At 72.0% G+C, this 25,474-nt stretch carries 25 protein-coding genes; 17 read left to right on the forward strand and 8 right to left on the reverse strand.

Annotated features, from left to right (window positions below; genetic code table 11):
* Positions 1-188: 188 nt before the first annotated feature.
* The 3 genes from AC0KTA_RS24270 to AC0KTA_RS24280 all read left to right on the forward strand — a co-directional run bounded on the left by AC0KTA_RS24270 (position 189) and on the right by AC0KTA_RS24280 (position 6,119).
* Positions 189-3,935: an ABC transporter ATP-binding protein gene (locus tag AC0KTA_RS24270; RefSeq protein ID WP_481050331.1), complete on the forward strand. Its 3,747-nt coding sequence runs from the start codon at positions 189-191 to the stop codon at positions 3,933-3,935.
* A gap of 134 nt (positions 3,936-4,069) precedes the next feature.
* Complete coding sequence (locus AC0KTA_RS24275) at positions 4,070-4,462, forward strand: hypothetical protein (protein WP_481050332.1); 393 nt, start codon at positions 4,070-4,072, stop codon at positions 4,460-4,462.
* A 184-nt stretch (positions 4,463-4,646) separates the two neighbouring features.
* Positions 4,647-6,119 carry an aminopeptidase gene (locus AC0KTA_RS24280; RefSeq protein ID WP_481050333.1) on the forward strand — a complete coding sequence of 491 codons (1,473 nt, stop codon included), beginning with the start codon at positions 4,647-4,649 and terminating at the stop codon, positions 6,117-6,119.
* Between the two features lie 399 nt (positions 6,120-6,518).
* Here AC0KTA_RS24280 and AC0KTA_RS24285 read toward each other — a convergent pair whose 3' ends face one another.
* From AC0KTA_RS24285 to AC0KTA_RS24295, 3 genes are all read right to left on the reverse strand, one after another.
* Positions 6,519-7,148 (reverse strand): hypothetical protein, encoded by a 630-nt coding sequence (locus AC0KTA_RS24285; protein ID WP_481050334.1) that lies wholly within the window; start codon positions 7,146-7,148, stop codon positions 6,519-6,521.
* Between the two features lie 141 nt (positions 7,149-7,289).
* A complete protein-coding gene (locus AC0KTA_RS24290) occupies positions 7,290-9,119 on the reverse strand; it encodes a glycoside hydrolase family 3 protein (RefSeq protein ID WP_481050335.1) in 1,830 nt (609 codons plus the stop codon).
* A gap of 304 nt (positions 9,120-9,423) precedes the next feature.
* Positions 9,424-10,380, reverse strand: coding sequence for a LysR family transcriptional regulator (locus AC0KTA_RS24295; protein ID WP_481050336.1), 957 nt, complete (start codon positions 10,378-10,380; stop codon positions 9,424-9,426).
* Positions 10,381-10,492: 112 nt separating this feature from the next.
* On the opposite strand from AC0KTA_RS24295, the gene AC0KTA_RS24300 reads away from it, so the two are divergent.
* Together AC0KTA_RS24300 and AC0KTA_RS24305 are read left to right on the forward strand one after the other, a co-directional pair.
* On the forward strand, positions 10,493-11,452 hold the full coding sequence (locus AC0KTA_RS24300; RefSeq protein ID WP_481050337.1) for an EamA family transporter: 960 nt from the start codon (positions 10,493-10,495) through the stop codon (positions 11,450-11,452).
* Positions 11,449-12,270, forward strand: a complete 822-nt coding sequence (locus AC0KTA_RS24305) for a MerR family transcriptional regulator (protein ID WP_481050338.1) — start codon at positions 11,449-11,451, stop codon at positions 12,268-12,270. The genes AC0KTA_RS24300 and AC0KTA_RS24305 overlap by 4 nt, the downstream gene beginning before the upstream one ends.
* Here AC0KTA_RS24305 and AC0KTA_RS24310 read toward each other — a convergent pair.
* From AC0KTA_RS24310 to AC0KTA_RS24325, 4 genes are all read right to left on the reverse strand, one after another.
* Positions 12,213-13,013: a sugar phosphate isomerase/epimerase family protein gene (locus AC0KTA_RS24310; protein WP_481050339.1), complete on the reverse strand. Its 801-nt coding sequence runs from the start codon at positions 13,011-13,013 to the stop codon at positions 12,213-12,215. The two genes, AC0KTA_RS24305 and AC0KTA_RS24310, sit on opposite strands and share 58 nt — an antisense overlap.
* Positions 13,014-13,034: 21 nt before the next feature.
* Positions 13,035-13,970, reverse strand: a complete 936-nt coding sequence (locus AC0KTA_RS24315) for a bifunctional helix-turn-helix transcriptional regulator/GNAT family N-acetyltransferase (RefSeq protein WP_481050340.1) — start codon at positions 13,968-13,970, stop codon at positions 13,035-13,037.
* A gap of 100 nt (positions 13,971-14,070) precedes the next feature.
* On the reverse strand, positions 14,071-15,096 hold the full coding sequence (locus AC0KTA_RS24320; protein ID WP_481050341.1) for an SMP-30/gluconolactonase/LRE family protein: 1,026 nt from the start codon (positions 15,094-15,096) through the stop codon (positions 14,071-14,073).
* A 144-nt stretch (positions 15,097-15,240) separates the two neighbouring features.
* A complete protein-coding gene (locus AC0KTA_RS24325; protein ID WP_481050342.1) occupies positions 15,241-16,416 on the reverse strand; it encodes a methyltransferase domain-containing protein in 1,176 nt (391 codons plus the stop codon).
* 243 nt (positions 16,417-16,659) lie between these two features.
* On the opposite strand from AC0KTA_RS24325, the gene AC0KTA_RS24330 reads away from it, so the two are divergent.
* The 9 genes from AC0KTA_RS24330 (at position 16,660) to AC0KTA_RS24370 (ending at position 20,162) form a co-directional block, all read left to right on the forward strand.
* Positions 16,660-16,854: a hypothetical protein gene (locus AC0KTA_RS24330; protein WP_481050343.1), complete on the forward strand. Its 195-nt coding sequence runs from the start codon at positions 16,660-16,662 to the stop codon at positions 16,852-16,854.
* Positions 16,847-17,362, forward strand: coding sequence for a DUF6879 family protein (locus AC0KTA_RS24335; protein ID WP_481050344.1), 516 nt, complete (start codon positions 16,847-16,849; stop codon positions 17,360-17,362). The genes AC0KTA_RS24330 and AC0KTA_RS24335 overlap by 8 nt, the downstream gene beginning before the upstream one ends.
* Positions 17,359-18,192: a helix-turn-helix domain-containing protein gene (locus tag AC0KTA_RS24340; RefSeq protein WP_481050345.1), complete on the forward strand. Its 834-nt coding sequence runs from the start codon at positions 17,359-17,361 to the stop codon at positions 18,190-18,192. Before AC0KTA_RS24335 ends, AC0KTA_RS24340 begins: the two co-directional genes overlap by 4 nt.
* A 32-nt stretch (positions 18,193-18,224) precedes the next feature.
* Positions 18,225-18,452: a hypothetical protein gene (locus AC0KTA_RS24345; protein ID WP_481050346.1), complete on the forward strand. Its 228-nt coding sequence runs from the start codon at positions 18,225-18,227 to the stop codon at positions 18,450-18,452.
* A 72-nt stretch (positions 18,453-18,524) separates the two neighbouring features.
* Positions 18,525-18,962, forward strand: a complete 438-nt coding sequence (locus tag AC0KTA_RS24350; RefSeq protein WP_481050347.1) for a hypothetical protein — start codon at positions 18,525-18,527, stop codon at positions 18,960-18,962.
* An 83-nt stretch (positions 18,963-19,045) separates the two neighbouring features.
* Positions 19,046-19,210, forward strand: coding sequence for a hypothetical protein (locus AC0KTA_RS24355; protein WP_481050348.1), 165 nt, complete (start codon positions 19,046-19,048; stop codon positions 19,208-19,210).
* Positions 19,207-19,329 carry a hypothetical protein gene (locus AC0KTA_RS24360; protein WP_481050349.1) on the forward strand — a complete coding sequence of 41 codons (123 nt, stop codon included), beginning with the start codon at positions 19,207-19,209 and terminating at the stop codon, positions 19,327-19,329. The genes AC0KTA_RS24355 and AC0KTA_RS24360 overlap by 4 nt, the downstream gene beginning before the upstream one ends.
* The gene (locus tag AC0KTA_RS24365; protein ID WP_481050350.1) at positions 19,326-19,925 is read left to right on the forward strand and encodes a methyltransferase domain-containing protein; all 600 of its coding nucleotides are present in this window, start codon (positions 19,326-19,328) and stop codon (positions 19,923-19,925) included. Before AC0KTA_RS24360 ends, AC0KTA_RS24365 begins: the two co-directional genes overlap by 4 nt.
* Before the next feature lie 48 nt (positions 19,926-19,973).
* On the forward strand, positions 19,974-20,162 hold the full coding sequence (locus tag AC0KTA_RS24370) for a hypothetical protein (protein ID WP_481050351.1): 189 nt from the start codon (positions 19,974-19,976) through the stop codon (positions 20,160-20,162).
* A gap of 54 nt (positions 20,163-20,216) precedes the next feature.
* On the opposite strand, the gene AC0KTA_RS24375 is transcribed toward AC0KTA_RS24370, so the two are convergent.
* Complete coding sequence (locus tag AC0KTA_RS24375; RefSeq protein ID WP_481050352.1) at positions 20,217-21,269, reverse strand: LacI family DNA-binding transcriptional regulator; 1,053 nt, start codon at positions 21,267-21,269, stop codon at positions 20,217-20,219.
* Between the two features lie 192 nt (positions 21,270-21,461).
* Here AC0KTA_RS24375 and AC0KTA_RS24380 point away from each other — a divergent pair, with 192 nt between their 5' ends.
* The 3 genes from AC0KTA_RS24380 to AC0KTA_RS24390 all read left to right on the forward strand — a co-directional run bounded on the left by AC0KTA_RS24380 (position 21,462) and on the right by AC0KTA_RS24390 (position 24,660).
* Positions 21,462-22,613 carry a Gfo/Idh/MocA family protein gene (locus AC0KTA_RS24380; RefSeq protein ID WP_481050353.1) on the forward strand — a complete coding sequence of 384 codons (1,152 nt, stop codon included), beginning with the start codon at positions 21,462-21,464 and terminating at the stop codon, positions 22,611-22,613.
* A 74-nt stretch (positions 22,614-22,687) separates the two neighbouring features.
* Positions 22,688-23,794: a dihydrodipicolinate synthase family protein gene (locus AC0KTA_RS24385; protein ID WP_481056546.1), complete on the forward strand. Its 1,107-nt coding sequence runs from the start codon at positions 22,688-22,690 to the stop codon at positions 23,792-23,794.
* Entirely contained in the window at positions 23,791-24,660 is an 870-nt protein-coding gene (locus AC0KTA_RS24390; protein ID WP_481050354.1) for a sugar phosphate isomerase/epimerase family protein, read from the forward strand. The genes AC0KTA_RS24385 and AC0KTA_RS24390 overlap by 4 nt, the downstream gene beginning before the upstream one ends.
* The last annotated feature ends 814 nt before the right edge of the window (positions 24,661-25,474 follow it).

Below are 25,474 nucleotides of genomic sequence, written 5' to 3' on the forward strand. Positions count from 1 at the left end.
GCAGCCCGTCTTTCTGGGGCGGGTGGGCGGGGAAATAAGCCCGTCCGGCGTTTGAGGACGAGGGCCGGAGGCCCGAAAAGGCAGGGGGAGCGGGGGCGCAGCCCCCATAGTCACGGCGCCCGGCGGGATGAAAACGGTGGACGCCGACGTTGGGCCTCTCGGCAGGTCAGGTCGACGGGAGGCAGACGGTGGCGGAGCAGCCGGAACAGCGGAGCTGGGCGAAACGGCTGTGGGGCTATGCCTGGCGCTACCCCAAGGACGTCGTGCTCGCGCTCGGCTCCTCCCTGGGCGGCATGGCCGTCATGGCCCTCGTACCCCTGCTCACCAAGGTGATCATCGACGATGTGATCGGTGATCACAGCCGGACCATGGGGCCCTGGGCCGCCGCCCTCATAGGCGCCGCGGTCCTCGTCTACGTCTTCACGTACATCCGCCGCTACTACGGCGGCCGCCTCGCCCTCGACGTGCAGCACGACCTGCGCACGGAGATGTACGACACGGTCACCCGCCTCGACGGACGGCGGCAGGACGACCTCTCCACCGGACAGGTCGTCGGCCGCGCCACCAGCGACCTCCAGCTCATCCAGGGCCTGCTCTTCATGCTGCCGATGACCATCGGCAACATCCTGCTGTTCCTGATGTCGCTGGTGATCATGGCGTGGCTGTCGCTGCCGCTGACTCTGGTCGCGCTGGCCGTCGCCCCCGCCCTGCTCTGGATAGCCCGCCGCAGCCGCGTCAAGCTGCACCCCGCCACCTGGTACGCGCAGGCCCAGGCCGCCGCCGTCGCGGGCGTCGTCGACGGTGCCGTCGGCGGCGTACGCGTGGTGAAGGGCTTCGGGCAGGAGGACCAGGAGACCGGGAAGCTCAGGGAGGTCGGGCGGCGGCTCTTCGCGGGGCGGCTGCGCACCATCAAGCTGAACTCCCGCTACACCCCCGCCCTGCAGTCCGTGCCCATGCTCGGGCAGGTCGCGATGCTGGCGCTCGGCGGCTGGCTCGCGGTGAAGGGCGAGATCACGCTCGGCACGTTCGTGGCGTTCTCCACCTACCTCGCCCAGCTCGTCGGCCCGGTGCGCATGCTCGCCATGGTCCTGACCGTCGCCCAGCAGGCCCGCGCCGGCGTCGAGCGCGTCCTGGAACTCATCGACACCGAGCCGACCATGAAGGACGGCACCAAGGAGCTGGAGGACGACGCCCCGGCGACCGTCGAGTTCGACGACGTGTCGTTCGCGTACGAGGACGGGCGCCCCGTCCTCGACGGGCTCAGCTTCGAGATACGCCCCGGCGAGACCCTCGCCGTCGTCGGCTCCTCCGGCAGCGGCAAGTCGACGGTGTCGCTGCTGCTGCCCCGGTTCTACGACGTGACGCGCGGCGCCGTCCTCGTCGGCGGCCACGACGTGCGCGAGCTGACGCACGAGTCGCTGCGCGCCGCCATCGGCCTGGTCCCCGAGGACTCCTTCCTCTTCTCCGACACCGTCCGCGCCAACATCGCCTACGGCCACCCCGGCGCCACCGACGAGGAGATCGAGCGCGCCGCCCGCGCCGCCCAGGCCGACCGCTTCATCGCCGAGCTGCCCGACGGCTACGACACCAAGGTCGGCGAGCACGGCCTGACCCTCTCCGGCGGCCAGCGCCAGCGCGTCGCCCTGGCCCGCGCCATCCTCACCGACCCGCGCCTGCTCGTCCTCGACGACGCCACCTCCGCCGTGGACGCCCGCGTCGAGCACGAGATCCACGAGGCCCTCAAGCACGTCATGGAGGGCCGCACCACCCTCCTCATCGCGCACCGCCGCTCCACCCTCAACCTCGCCGACCGCATCGCCGTCCTCGACGGCGGCCGGCTCGCCGACCTCGGCACCCACGAGGAGCTCGAGCGCCGCTCGCCGCTGTACCGCCGCCTGCTCACCGACCCCGACGAGCTGGGCGGCGTCTCGCCCGGCCACATCGACCCCGCCCCGGCCGCCGCCGAGGCCGTCGAGGACACCTCCGTACGCGACGAGCTGGAGGCCGAGTTCGACGCCGAGCGCGGCATCACCCCGCGCCTGTGGGTCGGCGACCGGGAGCCCAAGGACATCGCCTTCGCCGGGACTCCGGCCACGCCCGAACTCCTCGCCCAGGTCGACGCGTTGCCGCCCGCCACCGACACCCCCGCCATCGACGAGGCGCGGGCCGTCACCCCCGAGGAGTCGTACGGACTGCGCAGGCTGCTGCGCGGCTTCGGCGCGCCCCTCCTGGTGAGCCTGCTGCTCGTCGCCGTCGACGCCGGGGTGGGCCTGCTGCTTCCCGTCCTCATCCGGCACGGCATCGACGAGGGCGTCACGCAGACCGCGCTCGGCGCCGTGTGGGCCGCGTCCGGGCTCGCCCTCGTCGCCGTCGTCGTGCAGTGGGCCGCGCAGACCGGCGAGATCCGCAAGACGGGACGCACCGGCGAACGCGTCCTCTACGCCCTGCGCCTGAAGATCTTCGCGCAGCTCCAGCGCCTCGGACTCGACTACTACGAGCGGGAACTCACCGGGCGCATCATGACCCGGATGACCACGGACGTCGACGCGCTGTCCACGTTCCTGCAGACCGGCCTGGTCACCGCCTTCGTCTCCGTCGTCACCTTCTTCGGCATCATGGTCGCGCTCCTCGTCATCGACGTGCAGCTCGCCCTCGTCGTCTTCGCGACGCTGCCGCTGCTCGTCATCGGTACGTTCTTCTTCCGCAGGTCCAGCGTGAAGGCGTACGAACTGGCGCGGGAGCGCGTGTCGGTGGTCAACGCCGACCTCCAGGAGATGGTGTCCGGGCTGCGGATCGTGCAGGCCTTCCGGCGCGAGGGGACGGGCAGCGAGCGGTTCGCGGCGCGCAGCACGGAGTACCGCGCGGCCCGCATCCGCGGCCAGTGGCTGATCTCGGTGTACTTCCCGTTCGTGCAGTTCCTGTCGTCGGTGGCCGTGGTGGCCGTCCTGATCGTGGGCGCGAACCGGGTCGACGCGGGCACGCTCACCACCGGCGCGCTGGTCGCGTACCTCCTCTACATCGACCTGTTCTTCGCCCCCGTCCAGCAGCTCTCCCAGGTCTTCGACGGCTACCAGCAGGCCACCGTCTCGCTCGGCCGCATCCAGGAGCTGCTCCAGGAGCCCACGTCCACGAAGTCCGCCGACGAACCGCTCGACGTGCTCTCGCTGCGCGGCGAGATAGCGTTCGAGGACGTCGACTTCGCGTACGGCTCCGACGGCGCCGCGGACGCCGCCGAGAACACGGAGACCGCGCTGGCCGGGGTGCGGCTGCGGATACCCGCGGGGCAGACCGTCGCCTTCGTCGGCGAGACCGGCGCGGGCAAGTCCACGCTCGTCAAGCTCGTGGCCCGGTTCTACGACCCGACGTCAGGGCGGGTCACGGTCGACGGCACCGACGTGCGCTCCCTGGACCTCACCTCGTACCGCCACCGGCTCGGTGTCGTGCCGCAGGAGGCCTATCTGTTCGCGGGCACCGTCCGCGACGCCATCGCCTACGGCCGCCCCGACGCCACCGACGCGCAGGTCGAGGCGGCCGCGCGGGCCGTCGGCGCGCACGAGATGATCGCCACCCTCGACGGCGGCTATCTGCACGAGGTCACCGAGCGCGGCCGTAACCTCTCAGCGGGCCAGCGCCAGCTCGTCGCCCTGGCCCGCGCCGAGCTGGTCGACCCCGACATCCTGCTCCTCGACGAGGCCACCGCCGCCCTCGACCTCGCCACCGAGGCCCAGGTCAACCAGGCCACCGACCGCATCGCGGGCAAGCGCACCACGCTGGTCGTCGCCCACCGCCTCACCACCGCCGCCCGCGCGGACCGGGTGGTCGTGATGGACCACGGGCGGGTCGCGGAGGACGGCACGCACGAGGAGCTGCTCGCGCGGGGCGGGCGGTACGCGGAGCTGTGGCGGACGTTCGTGGGGGAGCCGGTCGGGGCGTAGGCCGGGCCCGGCCAGGGGGTTCTCCCGTACGCCCGGGCGATGCAGAAGTGATAGGGCGGGTTCCGCAACCGCCGGGGGCCTGTCCGGCGTCCGTACGTCAGTACGCTGATGCGGGGGTGTCGGGAGGGGCAGACGTGAGTAGTGGTCGGATACGGCGGAGCCTGGCCGCGGGTGCCGCCGCGCTCGTGGCCGCCGTGCTGTTGGCGCTCGCGGGGCCGGGCGTCGGCACCGCCGCCGCGGCGGCCCCCTGCCCCGGTCACAAGGTCCGCACCCTGGCCTTCAGCACAGGCAAGGTCGTCCTCTACAAGAAGCGCGGCTACGTCTGCGCCGTGACGTACGCCAAGCGCCCCGGCGCCCGCAAGTGGATGTCGGTCAGCGTGCAGGCACGCGGCAGCCTCGCCGTGCGGGACAAGGGCCGCTTCACGCGCCTCGCGGGCCCGGTGAAGGTGCATTCGGGCCACCGCTGCGTGTGGGTGAAGGGGTCCGTGGGGCGGGGGAGCATCAGCTCGGGCTGGATCCTCTGCTGAGCGCTGGGCGCTGTGCCTGAACGGTGAGCCCCGGACCGGGCTCGGCCCTCTTTCGTCCGCTGAGCGGACTTCCTCGTCCTGTCAGTGAATTTCCCTGAGTCCCATATGTCCTCAATCTGCCCTGGTGTGCGGGGAGTTGCTCGGTTAGGTTCCGGTCAATTGCTGCGCCGACAGGGGAGGATGCATGCGCAAGACCCTCAGATGGGTGCTTTCGTTCACGGTGCTCATAGGCACCGTGGGCTTCACCGGAGTCACGGCCACGGCGGCCACCGACGCCGACCGGGGTGCCGCCGCACAGAAGGACAGCGCACAGGACAGCGCACAGGACAGTGCCGCCAAGGACATCAAGGACCGGCTCCTCGCCATCAAGGGCATGAGCCTGATCGAGGAGAAGCCGTACGACGGCTACCGCTTCTTCGTCCTCAACTACACCCAGCCCGTCGACCACCGGTACCCGTCCAAGGGCACGTTCAAGCAGCGCATCACCGTGCTGCACAAGGACACCGCCCGGCCCACCGTCTTCTCGACCTCGGGCTACGGCCTGAACACGAACCCGGGCCGCGCGGAGCCGACCCGCATCGTCGACGGCAACCAGGTCGCCATGGAGTACCGCTTCTTCACTCCCTCGCGCCCCAGCCCCGCCGACTGGACCAAGCTCGACATCTGGCAGGCCGCGAGCGACCAGCACCGCATCTTCAAGGCCCTCAAGCCGATCTACGGCAAGAAGTGGCTGTCCACGGGCGCCTCCAAGGGCGGCATGACCGCCACGTACTTCGAGCGCTTCTACCCGCGTGACATGGACGGCGTCGTCGCCTACGTCGCGCCGAACGACGTCAACAACCGCGAGGACTCCGCGTACGACCGCTTCTTCGAGAACGTCGGCACCAAGGAGTGCCGCAGCAAGATCGAGGCGGTGCAGCGGCAGGCGCTGCTGCGGCGCGCGCCGATGGAGAAGCTGTACGCCGAGTACGCCGCCGACAACCGCTACACCTTCAAGACCGTCGGCAACCTCGACAAGGCCTTCGAGGCCGTCGTGCTCGACGTGAACTGGGGCTTCTGGCAGTACCAGCCGTCCGCCACCGCCTGCGCCGAGGTCCCGGACGCCAAGACCGCCACTGACCAGGCGCTGTTCGACTGGATCGACGAGGTCGGCGGCTGGTCGTCCTACAGCGACCAGGGCCTCGAGCCCTACACGCCGTACTACTACCAGGCCGGTACGCAGCTCGGTTCGCCCGACATCAAGCAGCCCTGGATCGCCGACCTGAGCCGCTACGGCTACCAGCCGCCCCGGAACTTCGTCCCCCGCGACATCGCGATGAAGTTCCAGAAGCACGCCATGAAGGACGTCGACCGCTGGGTGCGGCACAACTCGCAGCGGATGCTGTTCGTGTACGGCGAGAACGACCCGTGGGGCGCCGAGCCGTTCCGGCCCGCTCGCGGGGCCAAGCACGACTCGTACGTCATGACCGCGCCCGGCGCCAACCACGGCGCCAACGTGGGCGGGCTCGTCGGTGACGACAAGGCCAAGGCCACCGCGCGGATCCTCGCCTGGGCCGGCGTGCCTGCCGCTGAGGCCGCGGAGGCGAAGCCGCTTGCCCCGTACGACGGGAAGCTGGACCGGCAGGACCGGGACCGCGAGCACACATTGAGGCCGTAGGCCTCGGGGCCCGGGTCTGGGGGCTCTGCCCCCAGGCCCCCGCTCCTCAAACGCCGGAGGGGCTATTTCCCCACCCACCCGCCCTTTCCAGTCCTACGGGAAGTAGTCGGCACATCACCCCACCCGCCCGCCCCACTCCGCCCGAAGGGCGAAAAAGGGCGGGCGGGTGGGGAAAAGCCCGTCCGGCGAAGGGCGGGTGGGTGGGGGAAAGCCTGTCCGGCGTTTGAGGACGAGCGCGAAGCGCGATGGGCGGGGGGGTTGTCCCACCCACCCGCGGACCTCCACCTCTCATAGCCCGTCCGGCGTTTGAGGACGAGGCCGTTCAGGCCGATACGGGGGTCCGGGGGCGGAGCCCCCGGTTTCGGGAAAGGGGCGGGCTTGGGGAGGCCCCCGGCAGGGTCACACCCGCACCGCACAGCCCACCGGGCGCGAGCCGCCCAGGCTCACGTACAGGGCCGTCCCCGGCGGGCACAGGGCGCGTTCGGGGACGGCCGCGACGACGCGGTACTGCGGGGCCCGGCGGCCCGAGCCGTCGCAGGGCGCTTCCCGCACCTCCCCCCGCCCCGCCCCGTACACACAGTCCCCCACCACGGTCCGAGGCCCCCCACCCGCCCCGGGATCCCCGGGATGCGGCGGTTCGAGACGGCGCATGCAGGCGTACCCCTGCGGCACCTCCCCGTCCCCGTCCTCATCGACGGCAGGCCGACTCTCACTGATGTGCAGAATGAAGTCGGTACGCGCGGGGCACGGGGGCTCGTCCCCGCTCCGCCCGCCGTGCCGGGCGATGACGCGCGCGGCGGCCCGCTCGCTCCCGCACGGCACCTCCGTGAAGAACTCCCGCCCCCGCGAACTGCATTCGCCCGCGCCGAGAAACACCGCACGGACCTCGGAAGAGGCGGACCCGGAAGACCCGGATGAGGTGGAATCTCCCGGCAGCTGGCACCCCGCAAGCGCAAGCGCCCCCACGGCAGCAAGCAGCGCACCCCCGCACGCCACCCCCACCCCCACCCCCGCCCGCGACACCCGCATGGGCCGACCCCCCGACCCCCGACACGCCCGCCAGGGGCACCCAGCGTGGCCCGTGGCGGCGCGCGCACGCCAGGTGCTCGGAGGGCTTTGCGCACCTTGGACGTGGCGGCCGGGGCGGGCTGCGTACGCCGGGTACGCCCGTCAGTCGGCGGCGGCGTACGGCTCGTACGAAAGCCCGTAGCCGATGGGGTACAGCACCTGCCCGGGGTCGTCCGGGCTCGGCACCGGCACGGGCAGGCGGCCGGCCGGGCGGGCCTGGCCCGCGATGACGCGGGCGGCGGCGCGGAGTTCGACGTCCGTCCAGGAATACGCGGCGAGCGCGGCGGTCACGCCGGGCAGCCGGGTCACGTCGTGCGGGGTGCGGACGGAGACGATGATGACGGGCGGGCCGTCCGCGGCGGCTGTGTGGCCGGTGAGAGCGGTGACCAGGGCGTGCTGGGGGTCGCCTTCCGCGACGTCGTACGTCGTCACGATCACGGCGTCGTGCCCGGAGGCCGCCTCGGCGAGGGCCTTGTCGACGGCCTCCGGAGACGGCTCGGTGCCGGTGCTCAACGCCGTTGCGGTGAAGCCGAGTTCGGTCAGGGCGGCGGCGAGCACGGTGGTCGGCGGTCCGGTGGTGCCGGACGGCGAGACCGGGTCGGCGCCGAGGACCAGGACGCGGCCGTGCGCGGCGGGGGACAGCGGGAGCAGGCCGCCCTCGTTGCGGAGCAGCGTCGTGGTGCGCTCGGCGATGCGGTCGGCGGCGGCGAGGTGGGCCGCGCTGCCGACGGTGGCGTCGACGTCGTCCGGGGCGGCGGCCGACGCCTGCTCGAACAGGCCCAGTTTCCGCTTGAGCCGGAGGATGCGCAGGACCGACTCGTCGATGCGGGCCTCGGTGAGTTCGCCCTCGCGCACGGCCTGGAGGACCGCGTTCCAGGCGAGTTCGGGCCGCGGCGGGTTCAGGAGCTGGTCGACGCCCGCCTTGAGCGCGAGGACGGCGACGCGGTCGTCGCCGTACTTGGTGCGCACCCCCTGCATGGACAGCGAGTCGGTGACGACGACGCCCCGGTGGCCGAGCTGCTCGCGCAGGATGCCGGTGACGACGGGGTACGAGAGCGTGGCGGGGTCGAGGGCCGGGTCCAGGGCGGGGACGACGATGTGCGCGGTCATCACGACGTCGACGCCGGCGGCGAGCGCGGCGCGGAACGGCGGCGCGTCCAGCTCCTCCCACTGCTCGCGGGTGTGGTGGATGTACGGCAGCGCGGAGTGGCTGTCGGTCTCGGTGTCGCCGTGGCCGGGGAAGTGCTTGGCGGCGGGGGCGATGCCCGCGTCCCGGTAGCCCTTGATCTGCGCGGTCACGAACGCGGACACGGCGTCCGGGCCCGCGCCGAAGGACCGTACGCCGATGACCGGGTTGGCCGGGTTCACGTTGACGTCGGCGGACGGCGCGTAGTTCTGGAAGACGCCGAGCGCGCGCAGCTCGGCGCCGGCGATGCGGGCCGCCTCGCGGACGTCGTCGGCCGAGCCGCCCGCGCCGAGCGCCATCGCGCCGGGTAGCAGCGTGGCGGGCGCGCCGACGCGGGCGACGATGCCGTGCTCCTGGTCGATGGTGAGCAGGAGCGGGATGCCCGGCGGCTGTTCGAGGGCCACCCGCTGGACGTCGTTGGAGAGCTCGGCGAGCTGGCGAGGGGCACGGGTGTTGTGCGCCCAGCCGAAGTAGATGAGGCCGCCCGGGCGGTACTTGGCGACGGCGTCGCCGGCGGTGCGCACGCCCAGCTCGCGCTCGTTCAGCTCGACGTCGGCCGGGTCGGGGGCGGTGGCGTGGTGGCCGTACACATGCAGGACGAAGAGCTGGCCGACCTTCTCTTCGAGCGTCATGCGGGAGAGCAGGGCGTCGAGGTCGGGGTGGGTGTCGGTGTGGCGGGTGTCGTGGTCGGCGTGGTCGGTGTGGCCACTGGGGGTGCTGTGGGTGCTGTGGGAGTCGTGAGGCACTTGCCACGGATATCCCGTGGGGTGTGGCGGGTCAAGGCCGTGAGGTGTGGCGGGGTCAAGGCCCGGACGGCGTCGCGCTGCGGGGAGGGGCCGCCGCCGGCGCAGAGGAGGGGGCGCACCGGCGGCGGCGCGCTGCCGGCCGCGGGCGGCGGAGAGGGTGGTCAGCGTTCGCAGCCAGCAGCGAAATGCCGACACCGCCTCGCGGAGACTCTCCGGCAGCGTGCCTGTTGGACGCCCCGGCGCTCCCCAGGGTTCCCGAACGGGGCCTGATGACGGCAAGTTGGTGCGGGTGGGGGCGGTGGGGTCAGCCCGCGGGGTGAGACGGACCGGTGGATGTGTCGACGGCCGCGTCGGCAGCCGTGGTGACCGTGTCCCACGACTCGCGCAGCGCGCGCACCGTCTCCGCGATCGCCGGGCGCCGTGCCGCCCCCGTCCGCCACACCGCGTACAGCCTGCGCACCGGCATGGGGTCGAGGTGGACCGCCGTCACCCCGGCCGGGAGCGGGCCGCGGCCGAGACGGGGGATGAGGGCGATGCCCAGACCGGCCGCGACCAGGGCGATCAAGGTGGGGTTCTCCTCCGCCCGGTGGACGATGTCCGGCTCGCAGCCCGCGGCCCGCATCGTCCGCACCAGCCAGTCGTGGCACACCCGCCCGGGAGGCTGCGAGATCCACCGCTCGTCCCGCAGCTCCGCGCGCCGCACCGACTCGCGCCCGGCGAGCCGGTGCCCCGCCGGGACGAGCAGATCGCACAAGTCGTCGCCGATCACGGCCTGTTCGACGCCGGGCGGCGCGGGCAGCGGCGCGATGTCCCAGTCGTGGGCGACCGCCAGGTCCGCCGCGCCCTTGGCGACGAGGTCCACCGACAGGTGCGGTTCGACCTCCGTCAGGCGCGCGTCCAGGGCCGGGTGGCGGCGCGCCAGGTCGGCGAGCGCGCCGGGCAGCAGGCCGCGCGCCGCCGACGCGAACGCCACCACGGTCAGGCGCCCGGCCGGGACGCCCCGCCGCTCCTCCAGGTCCGTCTCCGCGCGCTCCACGATCGCCAGCAACTCCCGTGCCGCGTCCGCGAGTCGGACCGCCTCGTCGGTCAGGGCCACGCCCCGGCCCTGCCGTTCGAGCAGCGTCGTACGCGTCTCCCGCTCCAGCTTGGCGATCTGCTGGGACACGGCCGACGGCGTGTAGCCGAGCGCCGTCGCGGCGGCGCCGACGGTGCCGTGGACGGCCACGGCGTGCAGGGCGCGCAGCCGCGCGAGATCCAGCATGGGGGCCACCTCGTCTCGTCGTTCAGCACGCCTCATTCATAAGCGATGCTTCAGGCAATCATGAAGAAATTCGCGCTGGTGCTGAACACTCCCGGCGCGTGATCCTCGACGCATGCGCCCCTCCCACATCTGCCTCGCCGTCCTCGTCGCCGCCGTCTGGGGCGTGAACTTCGTCGTCATCGAGGTCGGCCTCGGCCACTTCCCGCCGCTGCTGTTCTCGGCGCTGCGCTTCCTCGTCGCGGCGCTGCCCGCCGTGTTCTTCGTCGGCCGCCCGAAGGTCGCCTGGAAGTGGCTCATAGGGGTGGGGCTCGTGCTCGGCGTGGCCAAGTTCGGGCTGCTCTTCATCGGCATGGACGCGGGCATGCCGGCCGGTCTTTCGTCGCTCGTGCTCCAGATCCAGGCGGTGTTCACGGCGGTCGTCGCCTTCGCCGTGCTCGGTGAACGCCCGGCGCGGGTACGGGTGGCGGGCATGGCGGTCGCGCTCGCGGGCATCGGGGTGGCGGCCGTGCACGAGGGCACGTCGGGACCGCTCATGGCCTTCGGCCTGACCGTCGCGGCCGCCGCCTGCTGGGGCGTGTCGAACGTCCTCACCCGCAAGGCCGCGCCGCCCGACGCGCTGAACTTCATGGTGTGGGTGAGCACCGTCCCGGTCCTGCCCCTGCTCGCCCTCTCGCTGCTCTTCGAGGGCCCCTCGCGCGACCTCGACGCCCTGCGCGCGCTCGACTGGCAGGGCGTCGGGATCATCGTCTACGTCGCGTGGATCACGACGGTGTTCGGCTTCGGCGCCTGGGGCTACCTGCTGCGCCGCCACCCGGCGTCCACGGTCGCGCCGTTCTCGCTCCTGGTGCCGGTCTTCGGCATGTCGTCGGCCGCGCTGTTCCTGGACGAGTCGGTGGGGGCGCTCCAGTGGTGCGCGGCGGCGCTGCTCGTGGGCGGGGTGGCGCTGGCTTCGCTGCCGGGGAAGCCTGTGGCCCCGCCTGCCCCGTCCGCCTCACCTGCCCCGTCCGCCTCGCCTGTCTTGGAGACGTACGCTGACGAGGTGACCGTCCCGGAACCGGCGCCCCGCGCATGACTCCCCGCACCACACCGGGCCCTGACCGTGGCCGTGGCCCCAAGGCCCTGCGCCCCGTCGACCTGGCCCGGATGGCGGGCGTGTCCACGCAGCTCGTACGCGACTACGCCGACGCGGGCATCCTGCCGCCCACCCCGCGCACCCCCTCCGGCTACCGCCGATTCGCCCCCGTGCACGGCCGCGCCCTGCTGGCCTACCGGGCGCTGGCGAAGGGGTTCGGTCCCGAGACGGCCCGGGCGGTGATGCGGGCGGTGCACGCGGGCGACGTACCCGAGGCGCTGACGCTGATCGACGCAGCGCACGCGGAGCTGCACGCCCGGCGGGAGGCGCTGCGGGCGACGGGTGCGGCGCTGGAGGCCGTGGCGAGCGGGGACCCCGGCGCCGTGTCGGCCCCGGCGCCGCGCGCGCCCCTGACCGTCGGCGAGGTCGCCGCCCGCGTGGGCGTGCGCGCGTCGGCGCTGCGGGTCTGGGAGTCGGCGGGCCTGCTCGCGCCCGCGCGGGAGCGGGGCACCGGGTACCGCCGCTACGGCGCGGCGGACGTCCGCGACGCCCGCATGATCACCATGCTCCGCCAGGCCGGCTACCCCCTGCCCGCCATCCGCCCCGTCCTCGACGGCCTCCGCGAGACGGGCGGCAGCGAGGCCCTGCGCGCGGCCCTGGCCCAGCGCCAGGCCGACCTGACGCGCCGGTCACGGGCGATGCTGGAGGGGGCGGGGCTGCTGCACGGGTATGTGACGGAGGTGGCGGAGGAGAGGCAGACTTACGCCGACTCCGTCAGCAGCCGTGCCAGCAACTCCCGCCCTGGCCCGAGGAGTTGAGGCAGCGGTGTCGCGTCCTCGTACCAGCGCTTCTCGTACTCCCAGCACAGCCAGCCATCCCAGCCCTTGCGGGTGAGGAGTTCCACGCACTCGGCGAGCGGCAGGACGCCCGCGCCGAGGGGGAGCGGGGTGGTGTCCTCGATGCTCGCGATGTCCTTGACCTGGACGTAGCCGAGGAACGGGGCGAGCGCGGCATAGCTGTCGGCGACCTGTTCGCCGCCGAGCCAGGTGTGCATGACGTCCCACAGGGCACCGGCCTGCCGGTGGCCGACGGCGCCGAGGACGCGGGCCGCGGCGGCGCCGGTGCGGTGCGAGTCGTGGGTCTCCAGGAGGAGGCGGACGCCGACGTCGGCGGCGTACTCAGCGGCGGTGCCGAGCCGCCGCGCGGCCGTCGCGTCGGCCTCCGCTTCGCTCTGCTCGGTGCCGCCGCCCGGGAAGACGCGCACGAAGGGCGCGCCGAGGTCGCGGGCCAGGGCGAGCAGGCCGCGGATCTCGTCCAGGACGGGCTCGTCGTCGCCGGGCGCCGCGACGCGGGCGTACCCGGCGATGCCCAGGACGGCGACGCCCGCCGCCTTGAACTCGGCGGCCACGTCGGCCCGTTCGGTGAGCCCGATGCCCGGGTGGACGGGCTCTTCGGGGTGTGCGCGCAGCTCGACGCCGTGATAGCCGTACGTGCCGGCCAGGCGCAGCACGTCCGGGAGGGGCAGGCCGGGTACGCCGAGCGTGGAGAAGGCGAGTTTCATGGGCGGACCTTATCTTCTGCCTTACTCTCCGCCCAGCAACGAAAGCCGCCAGTCCTGCCCCACCAGATCCGCGCCGAACGACCGGTGCGGCTTCTCCGCCGTGAGGACGAAGCCGTGCCGCTGGTAGATCGAACGGGCCGCCGCCAGCACGTCGTTGGTCCACAGGACCAGTTCCCGGTACCCGACGCCCCGGGCGAACTCCACCACCGCCGCTACCAGGCGGTCCCCGATGCCGAGGCCGCGGGCGTCCGGTTCGACGAGGAGCAGCCGCAGCCGCGCCGTGCCGGGCGTCTCGTCGCGTACGCACATCACGCACCCGACCGGCCGCCCGTCCAGCTCGGCGATCCACACCCGTTCCAGATGCGGGTCGTGGTCCTGGGCGAAGTCGGCGACGATGCGGGCCACCAGGCCTTCGTAGTCGGCGTTCCACCCGAACTCGGCTGCGTACAGCGCGCCGTTGCGCTGCACGATCCAGCCGAGTTCGCCCGCGCCCGGCTCGCGCAGCAGCACGTCGTCCGTGCGCGGCGGGCGGCGGGCGCCGTCCGACAGGATGCCGCGGACGGTCGCCATGGCGGCGGTGAGCCGTTCGCGCTCGGCGGCGGGGACCGTCGAGAGCAGCGAGCCGACGGCCTCCCGCGACCGCTCGTCGAGCAGCTCGGCGGCGCCGCGCCCGCGCGCGGTGAGCGTGACGTGCCGCCGCCGGGTGTCCCGCTCGGACGCGCCCCGCTCGACGAGCCCGTCCTCCTCGAACTTGGCCAGGATGCGGCTCAAGTACCCGGCGTCCAGGGAGAGTTCGCCGCGCAGGTCGGCGACGTCGGTGCGGGGCGAGTGGGCCAGCTCGTACAGCACCCGGGACTCGGTGAGGGTGTAGGGCGCGTACAGGTGCCTGCTGTAGTCCAGCGCGCCGATGAGGTTGGTGTAGAAGCGGTTGAAGGACCGGATCTCCTGGACGCTCACGGGTACCACCTGCCGCCTGGCCGCTCGCCGATACTTGACTGAGTCAGAGATACGACTCCGAGCATACGACGAGAACCGGCCAGCGGCCATGTCTGAGCCGTTATGTCTGGGCCGCTATGTCTGGACCCGCGCCCCGTCCGTCACCCAGCGGCACGGCCACGGCGTCGTACGTCGTGTCGGGCGTCGGCGTGGTCGTGAAGCGCGCGTTGACGAGATACAGCCGGTCGCCGAACGGGGAAGCCGTCGACGGCACATCGAACCGGGGGTCGTTGACGCGCCGCTGCAGCGTGGCCGTACGGGCCCCCGCGTCGAGCCGGAACACGCTGACGACGTTGGCCCGGTTCTGCACCACGTGCAGAGTGCGGCCGATGCGTACGAGCCCGTCGCCGTTGAGCACGTTCTCCGCGCCGCGCAGCCGGATCTCCGTGGCGTACCCGCTCTCCGGGTCGACCCGGTAGAGCCGCCCCACGGGCTGACTGCTGACGACGATCAGCGCCCGCCCGTCGGGCGCGCCCACGATCCCGTTGGCGTTGTTGACGTCGGGCACCTGCTGCCAGTCACCACGGAGCGGCACCCGCCGTACGTCCCCGCCCCGACGCCCATCGTGGCGCACCCCGTACAACACCGCGTCACGCGAGTCGGTGAACCACGCGCGATCGCCCACCAGCTGCACATCATTGACGAAGTGCCCGTCTCCGTCGGCCAGTTGGTACGTCGCCACAACCTCCCCGCTCCGGAGATCCAGCACCCGCGCACTCCCGCCCCCACCCCCGGCGACGTACAACAGCCCGTCCCGCCCGACCTTCATCCCGACGGCCTGCAGCCCCGCCGCCCCCGCGTGAACGACCTGCCCACGCCCGGTCCGCAGATCGGCCCGGTACACGGCTCCGGTGCCGAGCGACCCGACGTAGGCGTACGGCGCGGCCCCGATGGCGATGCCTTCGGGGCGGAAGCCGTTGGGCAGCGGGAATCTGGTCGGCCATGGGCCGCTCGGGGGCGCCGCGGGGGACTCGGCGGCTGACGCTGTGCCCGTGGTGGTGCCCGTGGCGACGGCGAGCGCGGAGACGGTTGCACCGGCGAGCAGGGCGCGGCGGGACGGAAGAGGCGGAAGCGGGTCTCGGGTCATGGTTCGGCTCTCCGTATCGGTGGGAGTGGAGTGGGCGGAACTCCCGCCCAGCATGGGCCAGTTGGGCACGATCGGGTACCGGAGTTCCCGTCAGCGTCACGGGTTCGTCATCGTCGGCAGCCGGACCGCCGGCGGCGGCGTCGGCTACAGAGTCCAGGGGTACACCGTGCCGTCCGGCGCGGTGTACCTCACCGCCTGTTCACCGGCGGTGGCCTCGATGGTGAACCACTCGCGACGGGGCCGGTTGAGCCGCTGCCACAGCTTGTGGGCGGCTTCGATCGGCTGCCACAGATTGCGCGGCCCGGTGGAAGTGACCAGCGGTGGCCCCTCGGGCATGTCGTCGATGCGGGTCGCCGAGCCGTCGGCGGGGTCGTACAGGGTCGTCACGTGGAGCCCGTCGTCGTTCTTCCCGTAGGTCCGGACGAGTTCGGGGGGCATGTGGAGCTGGGCGAAGAACGAGAACGTCCAGTCGTCGAGTACGCGCGCCGAGAACTCGGCGTCCCCGCACTGGCTGTCCGGGAGGGCAGGCACCTGTGCGGTGGTGTCCGTACCGCTCTTGAGCGGCATGAACGCGGCGGGTGTGTGCAGGATGTAGCCGACCGCAGCACCGTCGGGGAGCTTTGTGAGCCGGGCGACCATTCCGCCGGCGAGCGTGCCCTTGATCGGGACGACCATGATGCCGCCGGGGCGCAGCCGCGCCAGCCACTCGGACGGAATGCGGCGCACGGACGCGGTGGCGATGATCCGGTCGTACATGGCGTGCGGGGGAAGGTCCCGCGCGCCGTCGCCGAGGACGGTGAGCGGATTGAAGCCGACGGCGTTCAGCCGCTGGTGGGCTTTGGTCGTGAGGGCTTCGGTCCGGTCGACGGTCGTGACGTGCTTGTCCCCGGCGAGGAAGCACAGCGCTCCGGCGTTGTAGCCCGTGCCGGTACCGGCCTCGTACACCTCGTTGCCCTCGTTCACGTCGAGGGCGTCGAGCATGTCCGCCATGAGGCTCGGTGCCGTCGAGGACGACGTGGGAACGCCGGTCAGCCCCTCGGGGGCGGCGTCCTCGGCGTGGACGCCGTCCACTTCGGTGATGAGGGAGTCGTCCGCGTAAACGGCGCCGAGCCACGCGTCCGCGTCGCCGTCGGTGATGCGCCACGGGATGAACCGTTCGCCGTCGCGGCGGTAGAAGACGGGTACGAAGGGGTGCCGGGGCACGTTGAGGAAGGCGCCCGCCAGGCGGGAGGACAGCACCGTGCTTCCGCGGTCGATCTGCTGCGTGAGGGTGACGCGGGCGGCGAGGGTGCGCTGTTCGTCGTCGAGGATGTTGGTCACTCGCCGGTTCCTTCCAAGTAGTCACAGATCGCGGCCGTGTTCCGCAGCCCGGTCGCCTGCTCGGCGAAGCCGCGTCTTCTGCCGTCCCTCCCTTCTGCGTCAGGCAGGAACGCGAGCAGCGTAGGCCGTCCTGCACAGTCAGCGGCCCAGTTTCCCGTTCCGGAAACTCGCACGCCTTGCCCCTGTCGTCGTCACCCCGGAACGATCAGATGAGACAGTCAGGCGATGGGAAGGGGAATGCTCATGAAGGTGACCACGCTCGCGACGACATGCGACAAGAGGGACTGCCCCACCATCTACAAGACCGACCGGGGCACGATCCTCGTGCAGGGCACGACCCCGACGGATCACGGTCTGACGATCCCCGGGCACGAGACGCTCGTAGAGATCCCCGTGGACCTGATCCGCGAAGCGTTCGGGGACACGGCCAGTGCCTGACCTGGGGGACCTGTTCGACGACTTCCGGCAGGAGGCGTTCCGGCTGGAGACCCTTGACGACTACAGCCAATCGGGCGGCGTCGACGCGTACCGGCTGTTCCTTGACGGCCAGGAGCGGCCGGCCGACTACAACGACGACTGGTTGGCAGAGGTCCGGGCGCACACCGAAGCCGGACGGCGCATGTACCGCGTCCACGTCATCAGGCGGCCACTGACGCCGTATCTGCGGTTCGAACTGGGGTGGGGATACCGGACCAACGCCACGGCCGGAGAGGAGTTCTTCATCCTCGACGTGACCGACCGGCCCAATCCCCTGCCCGACGGTGTCGGGGACTTCTGGCTCTTCGACTCCACGACCCCGGCTCAGTTCCACTACAGCCATGACGGCAAGTTCCTCGGGGCCGACGTACTCCCCGACGACCGGGGAGCCGAGTACGTCACCTACCGGGACACTGCCCTGGCTCACGCTGTCCCGTTCGCGGATTGGTGGGCAAAGTACGGGGAGTGAACCGTTCAGAGCTAGGTGCGGCGCTGCGGGTACTGCGGGAAGCCTCGGGGAAGGAGGCCAAGGCCGTTGCCCGCAGCGCTGTCATGTCTGCCAGCAAGCTCAGCAAGGTGGAGACGGGCAAGCTCGCGCCGACTGCTGACGACGTCGACCGCATCCTGACTGCCATCGGCGTCTCGGACGACGTGAAGGCGGAGTACATGGATGCCGCCCGTGCCGTCGCGACGGAGGCCACAGCTTGGCGTCTGATCCAGCGGGCGGGGCTCCACAAGGCGCAGAGGCAGTTGCGGGCTCTCGAAGCCCGCATGAGCCTCCTGCGGCTCTTCCAACCGGCATTGGTGCCGGGCCTCCTCCAGACACCGGAGTACATGCGGGCCGTCCTGTCCCGGCACGAGGACCTGACAGAGGACAGCGTGCGCCAGACGGTCAGTGTCAGGCTCGAACGGCAAGAGGTCCTGTACGACCAGGGCAAGACTCTCCGCTTTGTGATCACGGAACCAGTCCTGCGATGGCTGATCGTGCCGCCCATGGTCATGGTGGGGCAGCTCGACCGGCTCATCTCTGTGTCCCGGCTCCCGCATGTAGACCTGCGGGTCGTGCCGCTGGCCGGACCCAAGCGCGACATCCCCAACCACTCCTTCGTGGTCCGCGATGACCGGGCGGTGACGGTGGAGACCGTCCACGCCGAGGTGGTGGTGACCGATCCCAGGGACGTTGCCCTGTACGTCGCCAAGTTCGATGGGTTCGCCTCCGATGCCGTCGACGGCGACGACCTGAGAGACCTTTTGGCGGCGATCAGGGACGACCTTTTTCAGCAACGGGAAAGTGGCTAGGCCGAGTTGAAGAAAGGCCAGACCATGTGGGCATGGCCAAGACGACTCCAGAGCCCCCGGTCACCCTCCCGACAGGCTTCAATGCCTGGCTACTCGACTGCTGCCCCGTCCAGGGCTGCAAGGTGTGCGCCGCGAACTACAAGCAACTCAAGATCTGCGAGGAGAGAGGCGACATCACCCAGGCCGCCCGGCATGCGACAGAGATCCGAGATCACGCAGGCGGAAAGCACGAAGCAGCGAAGGCGAAGAAGAAGTCCTGAAACGACGTGCTTCAGCCGTCACGACGCGACCCCCCACCCCCTTGTACCGACCTCAAAGGGGCAATGACCTCCGTGACTTCGACACACGCCACCCCGGCCACTCCGGACCCCCGGCACGACCACCCGGCCGACACCATGGCGACGTCCACGAAACGCACCAGCAGCGCGACCACCGACGACGACGCCAAGCACGACCAGATCCAAGAGCACGTCAACACGGTGAAGCACCTGTACTGGCCCTGCGAGCCCGAGGAGATCCGCTCGCAGACCTGGACGATGCTCCTGGACCTGACCTGGCTGCTCAGCCAGGACCTCGGGCAGGAGCACAACGAGCGCGTCAACGACATGGCCCGCCGCGCCCACCAGGTCATCGGCAGCCACCAGGACTTCGAGGACACCAGGAGCGCGCACCGCTACATGCTCGTCGTGACGGACCACACCCGGATCGCGAACCTGCTGTGGTCGCTGCGCCGGGCCGAGAAGGCCGGCGAACGCGGCACCCGGCCGTGAACCCGCCGAGTGGGCTACGCCGCACCGTCGGCGGGGATGTCCTACGACGCGACTCGAAGAACTCGAAGAATGGGAGTCACGCCATGCGACTCGGGCCCACCGCCGTCGCCGCCCTCGCCGGTGTTCCAGGCGAGCCCTGGCCCGGCCCGCCGACTCCACCGACATCTGACGGCGGCGCCCCCGGCGAACCCTCGCCCGGCCCTCAGGACCCGCCGGGCACCGACGGCGGCCCCAGGACCGTCAAGTGACCGTGAGCGAACATCCGGAGCGACCCAGCCGCACCGAGTTGGGCAGCACCCTGATCGAATCCGGCGCCCTGCCCTCGGACTGGGTGCCCACGTTCGCGGCCGTGTGGCCGCAGGCATGACCGTCCTCGACGTCGGCACCGGCCGGGGCGAGACCGCAGGTCTCCTCACCCACCGCCTGGGCCGCGGACACGTCACCACCGTCGAGTTCGACGGGGGCGTGTCCCGCGAGGCCCGCGAGCGCCTCGCCGCCTGCGGCCTGTGCCCCACCGTCGTCGTCGGCGACGGCCTGGAAGAGCACGTGCCCGGCGGCCCCTTCGACCGGGTGCTGATCACCTGCGGCATCCGGTCCTTCGGCGACACCCTCGCCAGGGTGACGCGCGGCGGCTTGATCGTCGCCCCGTTCGGCACCCACTACACCAACGCCGACGCCGTCGTACGCCTGGCCGTGACCGGCGACGGCACCGTGAGCGGGCCGGCGGCAAGTTCGCCCCCGACCACTTCGCCGTCGGCCTGCGCGTTCGGGACATGTGCCTGTCGATCGCGGACAAACGCGACGGCGGTCGCCCCGTGTGGCTCTACGGCCTGGCACTTGAGCGCACCTGAAGCTACAAGGTCGCCTCTGTTTGAGGCTTTTCGGGACCGTGTGAGCAGCTGGCCTGGCTCACCTCCAGGAAAAGTCCCCAAAGCAACTTCAATGAAATGCTGGAAGCCGTGAACGGGTGTCGGCATCGGCGGCGCTCTGGTCAACTCGTTGGAGGCCGAAGTGAAGTTCCTTCTCGAAGTCGACGTGGACGGCACCGCATCCGCGGAGGACACCACCCGCGAACTGGGCCGCATCCTGCGCTACTGGGCGGGCAGCCTCAAGCACTACGACCTGAAGCCCGGTGCCGGTGAGGCGGTGTACGACTCTGCCTACCGGGAGGTCGGCCGGTGGACGGTCGCCGAGTCCTGACCGCGCCCGCCCCGCGGAAGCGAGCAGCCGCCCCGCGGAACGGCGCACCCCGGCTCAAGACCGCCGCGGCACCCCCGTAGACCCCCGCACCATCAACTCCCCGTGCACCGTCGCGATCCCCCCGGGCGGCTCCTCCTCGCGGCCCATCGCGATGCGCCCGGCCCGTGCCCCCGCCTCGTACAGCGGAAGCCGCACCGTCGTCAGGGCGGGCACCGCGTCGATGCTGAAGGGGAGGTCGTCGAAGCCCGCCACCGACACGTCGCCGGGGATCGACAGGCCCCGGTCCCGCAGGGCCGCGCAGGCGCCCAGGGCCACCGTGTCGTTGGCGGCGACCACGGCCGTCAACGACGGTTCGCGGCGCAGGAGTTCGAGCGTCGCGTCGTACCCGGACCGGCGGTCATAGGGGCCGTGCAGGGTGAGGCGCGGGTCGTCCGCGACGCCCGCGGCGGCCAGTGCCTCCTGGTGGCCCTCCAGGCGGTGGCGGGTGGTCGTGCGCTCCGTGGGGCCCGCGATGTAGCCGATCCGGCGGTGGCCGAGGCCGAGGAGGTGGTCCGTGAGGCGCCGCCCGCCGCCCCGGTTGTCGAAGGTCAGCGCCACCGCGTCCGGCGCGTCCTCGGCCGGCGGCCGCCCGCACAGCACCACCCGCGAGCCCGCCTCGCCGAGCCGCCGCAGCTTCCCGCCGATCGCCGCCGCGTGCGGGGCGTCCTCGATGGCGCCGCCGGTGACGACGACGGCCGCGGCCCGCTGCCGCTGGAGCAGGGTCAGATACGTCAGCTCGCGCTCGGGCGAGCCGCCGGTGTTGCACACCACCGCCATCCGCTCGCCCCCCGCCCGGCCGCCCGGCCCGGTGATCTCCGACTGGACCGCGCTCGCCATGATCCCGAAGAACGGGTCGGCGATGTCGTTGACGAGGATGCCCACCAGGTCCGACGTCGCGGCGGCCAGCGAGCTCGCGGGCCCGTTCAGGACGTAGTCCAGCTCGTCCACGGCCCGCAGTACCCGCTCACGCGTGGCGGCGGCGACGGGGTAGTTGCCGTTCAGCACGCGGGACACGGTGGCGGGGGACACCTGGGCGCGAGCCGCCACGTCCGCCAGGGTCACGGTCATCTCTTGGCCTCCGGTCTTGTACGAACCTTGTCGGGCAGGCTAGCTTCTCCCCAATAGAAAGCGCTTGCTACGCATGGAGCGCTGTACAGGGCACGTACGGGGACAAGAACCCCCCGCGACGTACAAGAACCCCGGCCCCCGCCCCGCCCACCGGCCGCGCGCCCAGCGCCCCGCGCCTACGGAGGAACTCACGTGACACGCAAGACGGTCCGCATCGCCATGAACGGCGTGACGGGACGCATGGGTCACCGCCAGCACCTGGTCCGCTCGATCCTCGCGCTGCGCGAGCAGGGCGGCCTCGAACTGGGCGACGGCACCCGGCTGTGGCCGGAGCCGGTCCTCGTGGGCCGCAGAGAACCGGCGCTGCGCGAGCTCGCCGGGCGGTACGGCCTGGAGCACTGGTCCACCGACCTGGACGCGGTCCTCGCCGACCCGGCCACCGACATCTACTTCGACGCGCAGGTCACCTCGGCCCGCGAGGCGGCCATCCGCAAGGCGGTCGCCGCGGGCAAGCACGTCTACACCGAGAAGCCCTCCGCCACCTCCTTCGAGGCTGCCCTCGACCTGGCGCGGCTCGCCCGGGACGCGGGCGTCAAGCACGGCGTCGTCCAGGACAAGCTCTTTCTGCCCGGCCTGCGCAAGCTGGCGCGCCTGATCGACGGCGGCTTCTTCGGGCAGATCCTGTCCGTGCGGGGCGAGTTCGGCTACTGGGTCTTCGAGGGCGACTGGCAGGAGGCGCAGCGCCCGTCGTGGAACTACCGGGCCGAGGACGGCGGCGGCATCGTCGTCGACATGTTCCCGCACTGGGAGTACGTCCTGCACGAGCTGTTCGGCCGGGTCCGCTCCGTACAGGCCCTCGCCGTCACGCACGTCCCGCAGCGCTGGGACGAGCGCGGCAAGCCGTACGACGCGACGGCGGACGACGCCGCGTACGGCATCTTCGAGCTCGACGGGGGCGCCGTCGCGCAGATCAACTCGTCCTGGGCGGTGCGGGTGCACCGCGACGAGCTGGTGGAGTTCCAGGTCGACGGCACCCACGGCTCGGCGGTCGCGGGCCTGCGCGGCTGCCGCTTCCAGCACCGCGCCGGCACGCCCAAGCCGGTCTGGAACCCCGACCTGCCCGCCACGCACTCCTTCCGCGACCAGTGGCAGGAGGTCCCCGACAACGAGGACTTCGACAACGGCTTCAAGGCGCAGTGGGAGCTGTTCCTGCGGCATGTGTACGAGGACGCGCCCTACCGCTGGGACCTGCTCGCGGGCGCGCGGGGGGTGCAGCTCGCGGAGCTGGGGCTGCGGTCGTCGGCGGAGGGGCGCAGGATCGACGTACCGGAGATCGCGCTGTGAACTCACTGAACCCGCAGAATCCGCTGAATCCGCCGAACCCGGCGAACCCGTCGTCGGAGGCATCGTCGGCCCCGCTGAACCGGGAGTCGTCGGAGGCCCCGCCCCCGCCCCTGACCTCCCGCACCGTCTTCGCCGCCGCCCACGTCGTGGCCGACCCGTACGCCGACGTGTCCCCGGACGACCCGGCCGCCGTCGACTGGGACGCCACGCTCGCCTTCCGCCGCCACCTGTGGGCGCACGGTCTGGGCGTCGCCGAGGCCATGGACACCGCGCAGCGCGGCATGGGCCTGGACTGGTCGGGCGCGGCCGAGCTGATTCGGCGGTCGGCGGCCGAGGCGAAGGCGGTGGGCGGCAAGATCGCGTGCGGCGTGGGCACGGACCAGCTCACCGCGCCCGCGGCGACCCTGACGGACGTACGGACGGCGTACGAGGAGCAGCTCGCGCTCGTCGAGGACACGGGCGCGCAGGCCATCCTGATGGCGTCGCGCGCGCTGGCGTCGACGGCGGAGGGCCCCGACGACTACCTGACGACGTACGACGCCCTGCTCCGGCAGGCGAGCGCCCCGGTGATCCTGCACTGGCTGGGCCCGATGTTCGACCCGGCGCTCGCGGGCTACTGGGGCTCGGCCGACCTGGACGCGGCCACGGACACCTTCCTGGAGGTGATCGCCGCGCACCCCGGCAAGGTGGACGGCGTGAAGATCTCGCTCCTGGACGCGGACCGCGAGGTCGCCCTGCGCCGACGCCTGCCGGACGGGGTGCGCTGCTACACCGGCGACGACTTCCACTACCCCGACCTCATCGCGGGCGACGACCACGGCTTCAGCCACGCGCTCCTGGGCGTCTTCGACCCGCTGGCGCCGGTCGCGGCCAGGGCCGTACGCGCCCTGGACGCAGGCGACCCCAAGGCCTTCCGTGAACTCCTCGACCCCACAGTCGAGTTGGCCCGCCACCTCTTCCAGCCTCCCACCCGCTTCTACAAGACGGGCGTGGTCTTCCTGGCCTGGCTGGCCGGCCACCAGAACCACTTCACGATGATCGGCGGCCTGCAGTCGGCCCGCTCCCTGCCGCACCTCACCAGGGCGTACGAACTGGCCGACGCCCTGTCCCTGTTCCCCGACCCGGACGTGGCGGCACACCGCATGCGCACGCTTCAGCAGGTCTACGGAGTGATGACATGACACCACCCCAGCCCGGGAAGTCCCCCACCCCCCTCCCGCCCGCCGGCTTCAGCATCAACCAGATGACGGTGAAGCAGCTCCCGCTCCCCGAACTGGTCACCGCCTGCGCCGACTTGGGCATCCGGGGCGTCGGCCTGTGGCGCGAGCCGGTCCAGGAGTACGGGGTGGAGGCGGCCGCGAAGCTCGTGCGGGGCGCCGGTCTGCACGTCACCACCCTCTGCCGGGGCGGCTTCTTCACCGCCCGCGACCCCGCCGAACGGGCCCGCGCCCTGGCCGACAACCGCGCCGCGATCGACGAGGCCGCGACCCTGGGCACCGACACCCTGGTCCTGGTCTCCGGCGGCCTTCCCCCCGGCGACCGGGACCGCGACCTGCCCGCCGCCCGCGAACGCGTCGCCGACGCCCTCGCCGACCTCGCCCCCTACGCCGCCGCCCGCGCCGTCCGCCTCGCCATCGAACCCCTCCACCCCATGTACGCCGCCGACCGCTGCGTCGTCTCCACCCTCACCCAGGCCCTCGACCTGGCCGAACGCTTCCCCGCCGACCAGGTCGGCGTCTGCGCCGACACGTACCACATCTGGTGGGACGACCAGGCCCCCACCACCCTCACCCACGCCGCCACCACGGGCCGCCTGCACGCCTTCCAACTGGCCGACTGGACCACCCCTCTACCCCACGGCGTCCTCACCGGCCGCGGCCAACTCGGCGACGGCGCCATCGACTTCCACCACTGGTGCCGCCTTGTCGAGTCCTCCGGCTACACCGGCCCGACCGAGGTCGAACTCTTCAACGACGCCCTGTGGGCGGGGGACGGGCGGGAGGTTCTGGAGGAGACGGTGCGGAGGTACGTGGAGTACGCCTGCTGATCCACTGCCGGGTGGGTTCGGCCACTCCCAGGAGATGCCGTGGATGCCTGCCGGGCAGCGGCCCGGGGCCGCGTGGACCGTGCCCGAGGCATCCAGGGCGACGCGGTGGTTGTAGCTGTTCTCCGCTCCCGAGTGCTCGCGGTAATAGCGGTGGCTGACCACAGGGAGTGCCGCCGGGTGGAAATAGACATGGAGCAGATAATCGCGAAGGCGGGTGCGGGTGCGACGCTGGTAATGGTCGTCCGTGCCGTTTCCCGGATCGGCGTAAATGGTGTAGTCGATGACAGCTGTCTCGTTTTTCGCGAGTTTACGGCCGAATCGTATGTCGGCGACGGCCGTATCCTCATCGGATAGAAAGCGGACAGGCCCCGCAATTCCGCAGCGAACGGTGACGTCGACCGCGCGGGCGCCGCTGTCGAAGGTGTGGATGACGGTGAGATGGTCGGCCCCCTCGCGGGTGGCTCGCAGCACCTGCTGAACGGCGATCGAGCTGACGCGCCGGCGCTCGTCGATGGTGACGGTTTCCCGGATGCTGACGGCGCTGACGGCCTCGTTGAGGCGCGCGAAGTCGGGGCCGAGTATCCGTTCCGCCAGGGAGTTCTCGCCGAAGACGTGGTGCGATGCGCGCAGGTCGTGGGCCGGCGGTCCGATCCGGCCCCGGGGGCGGTACGGGCCGATCAGGGAACGCAGCGCGCCGGACGGCACCGCGAGGATGGTCTCCAGGGCGTCCACGGCGCGCAGCGAGTCGGCGCGTTCGGGCTCGCTGCGGCCTCGCTGCCAGTAGCTGAGCGTGGTGAGGCTGATCTGTATCCCC

The sequence above is a fragment of the Streptomyces sp. Y309 genome (assembly GCF_056712025.1).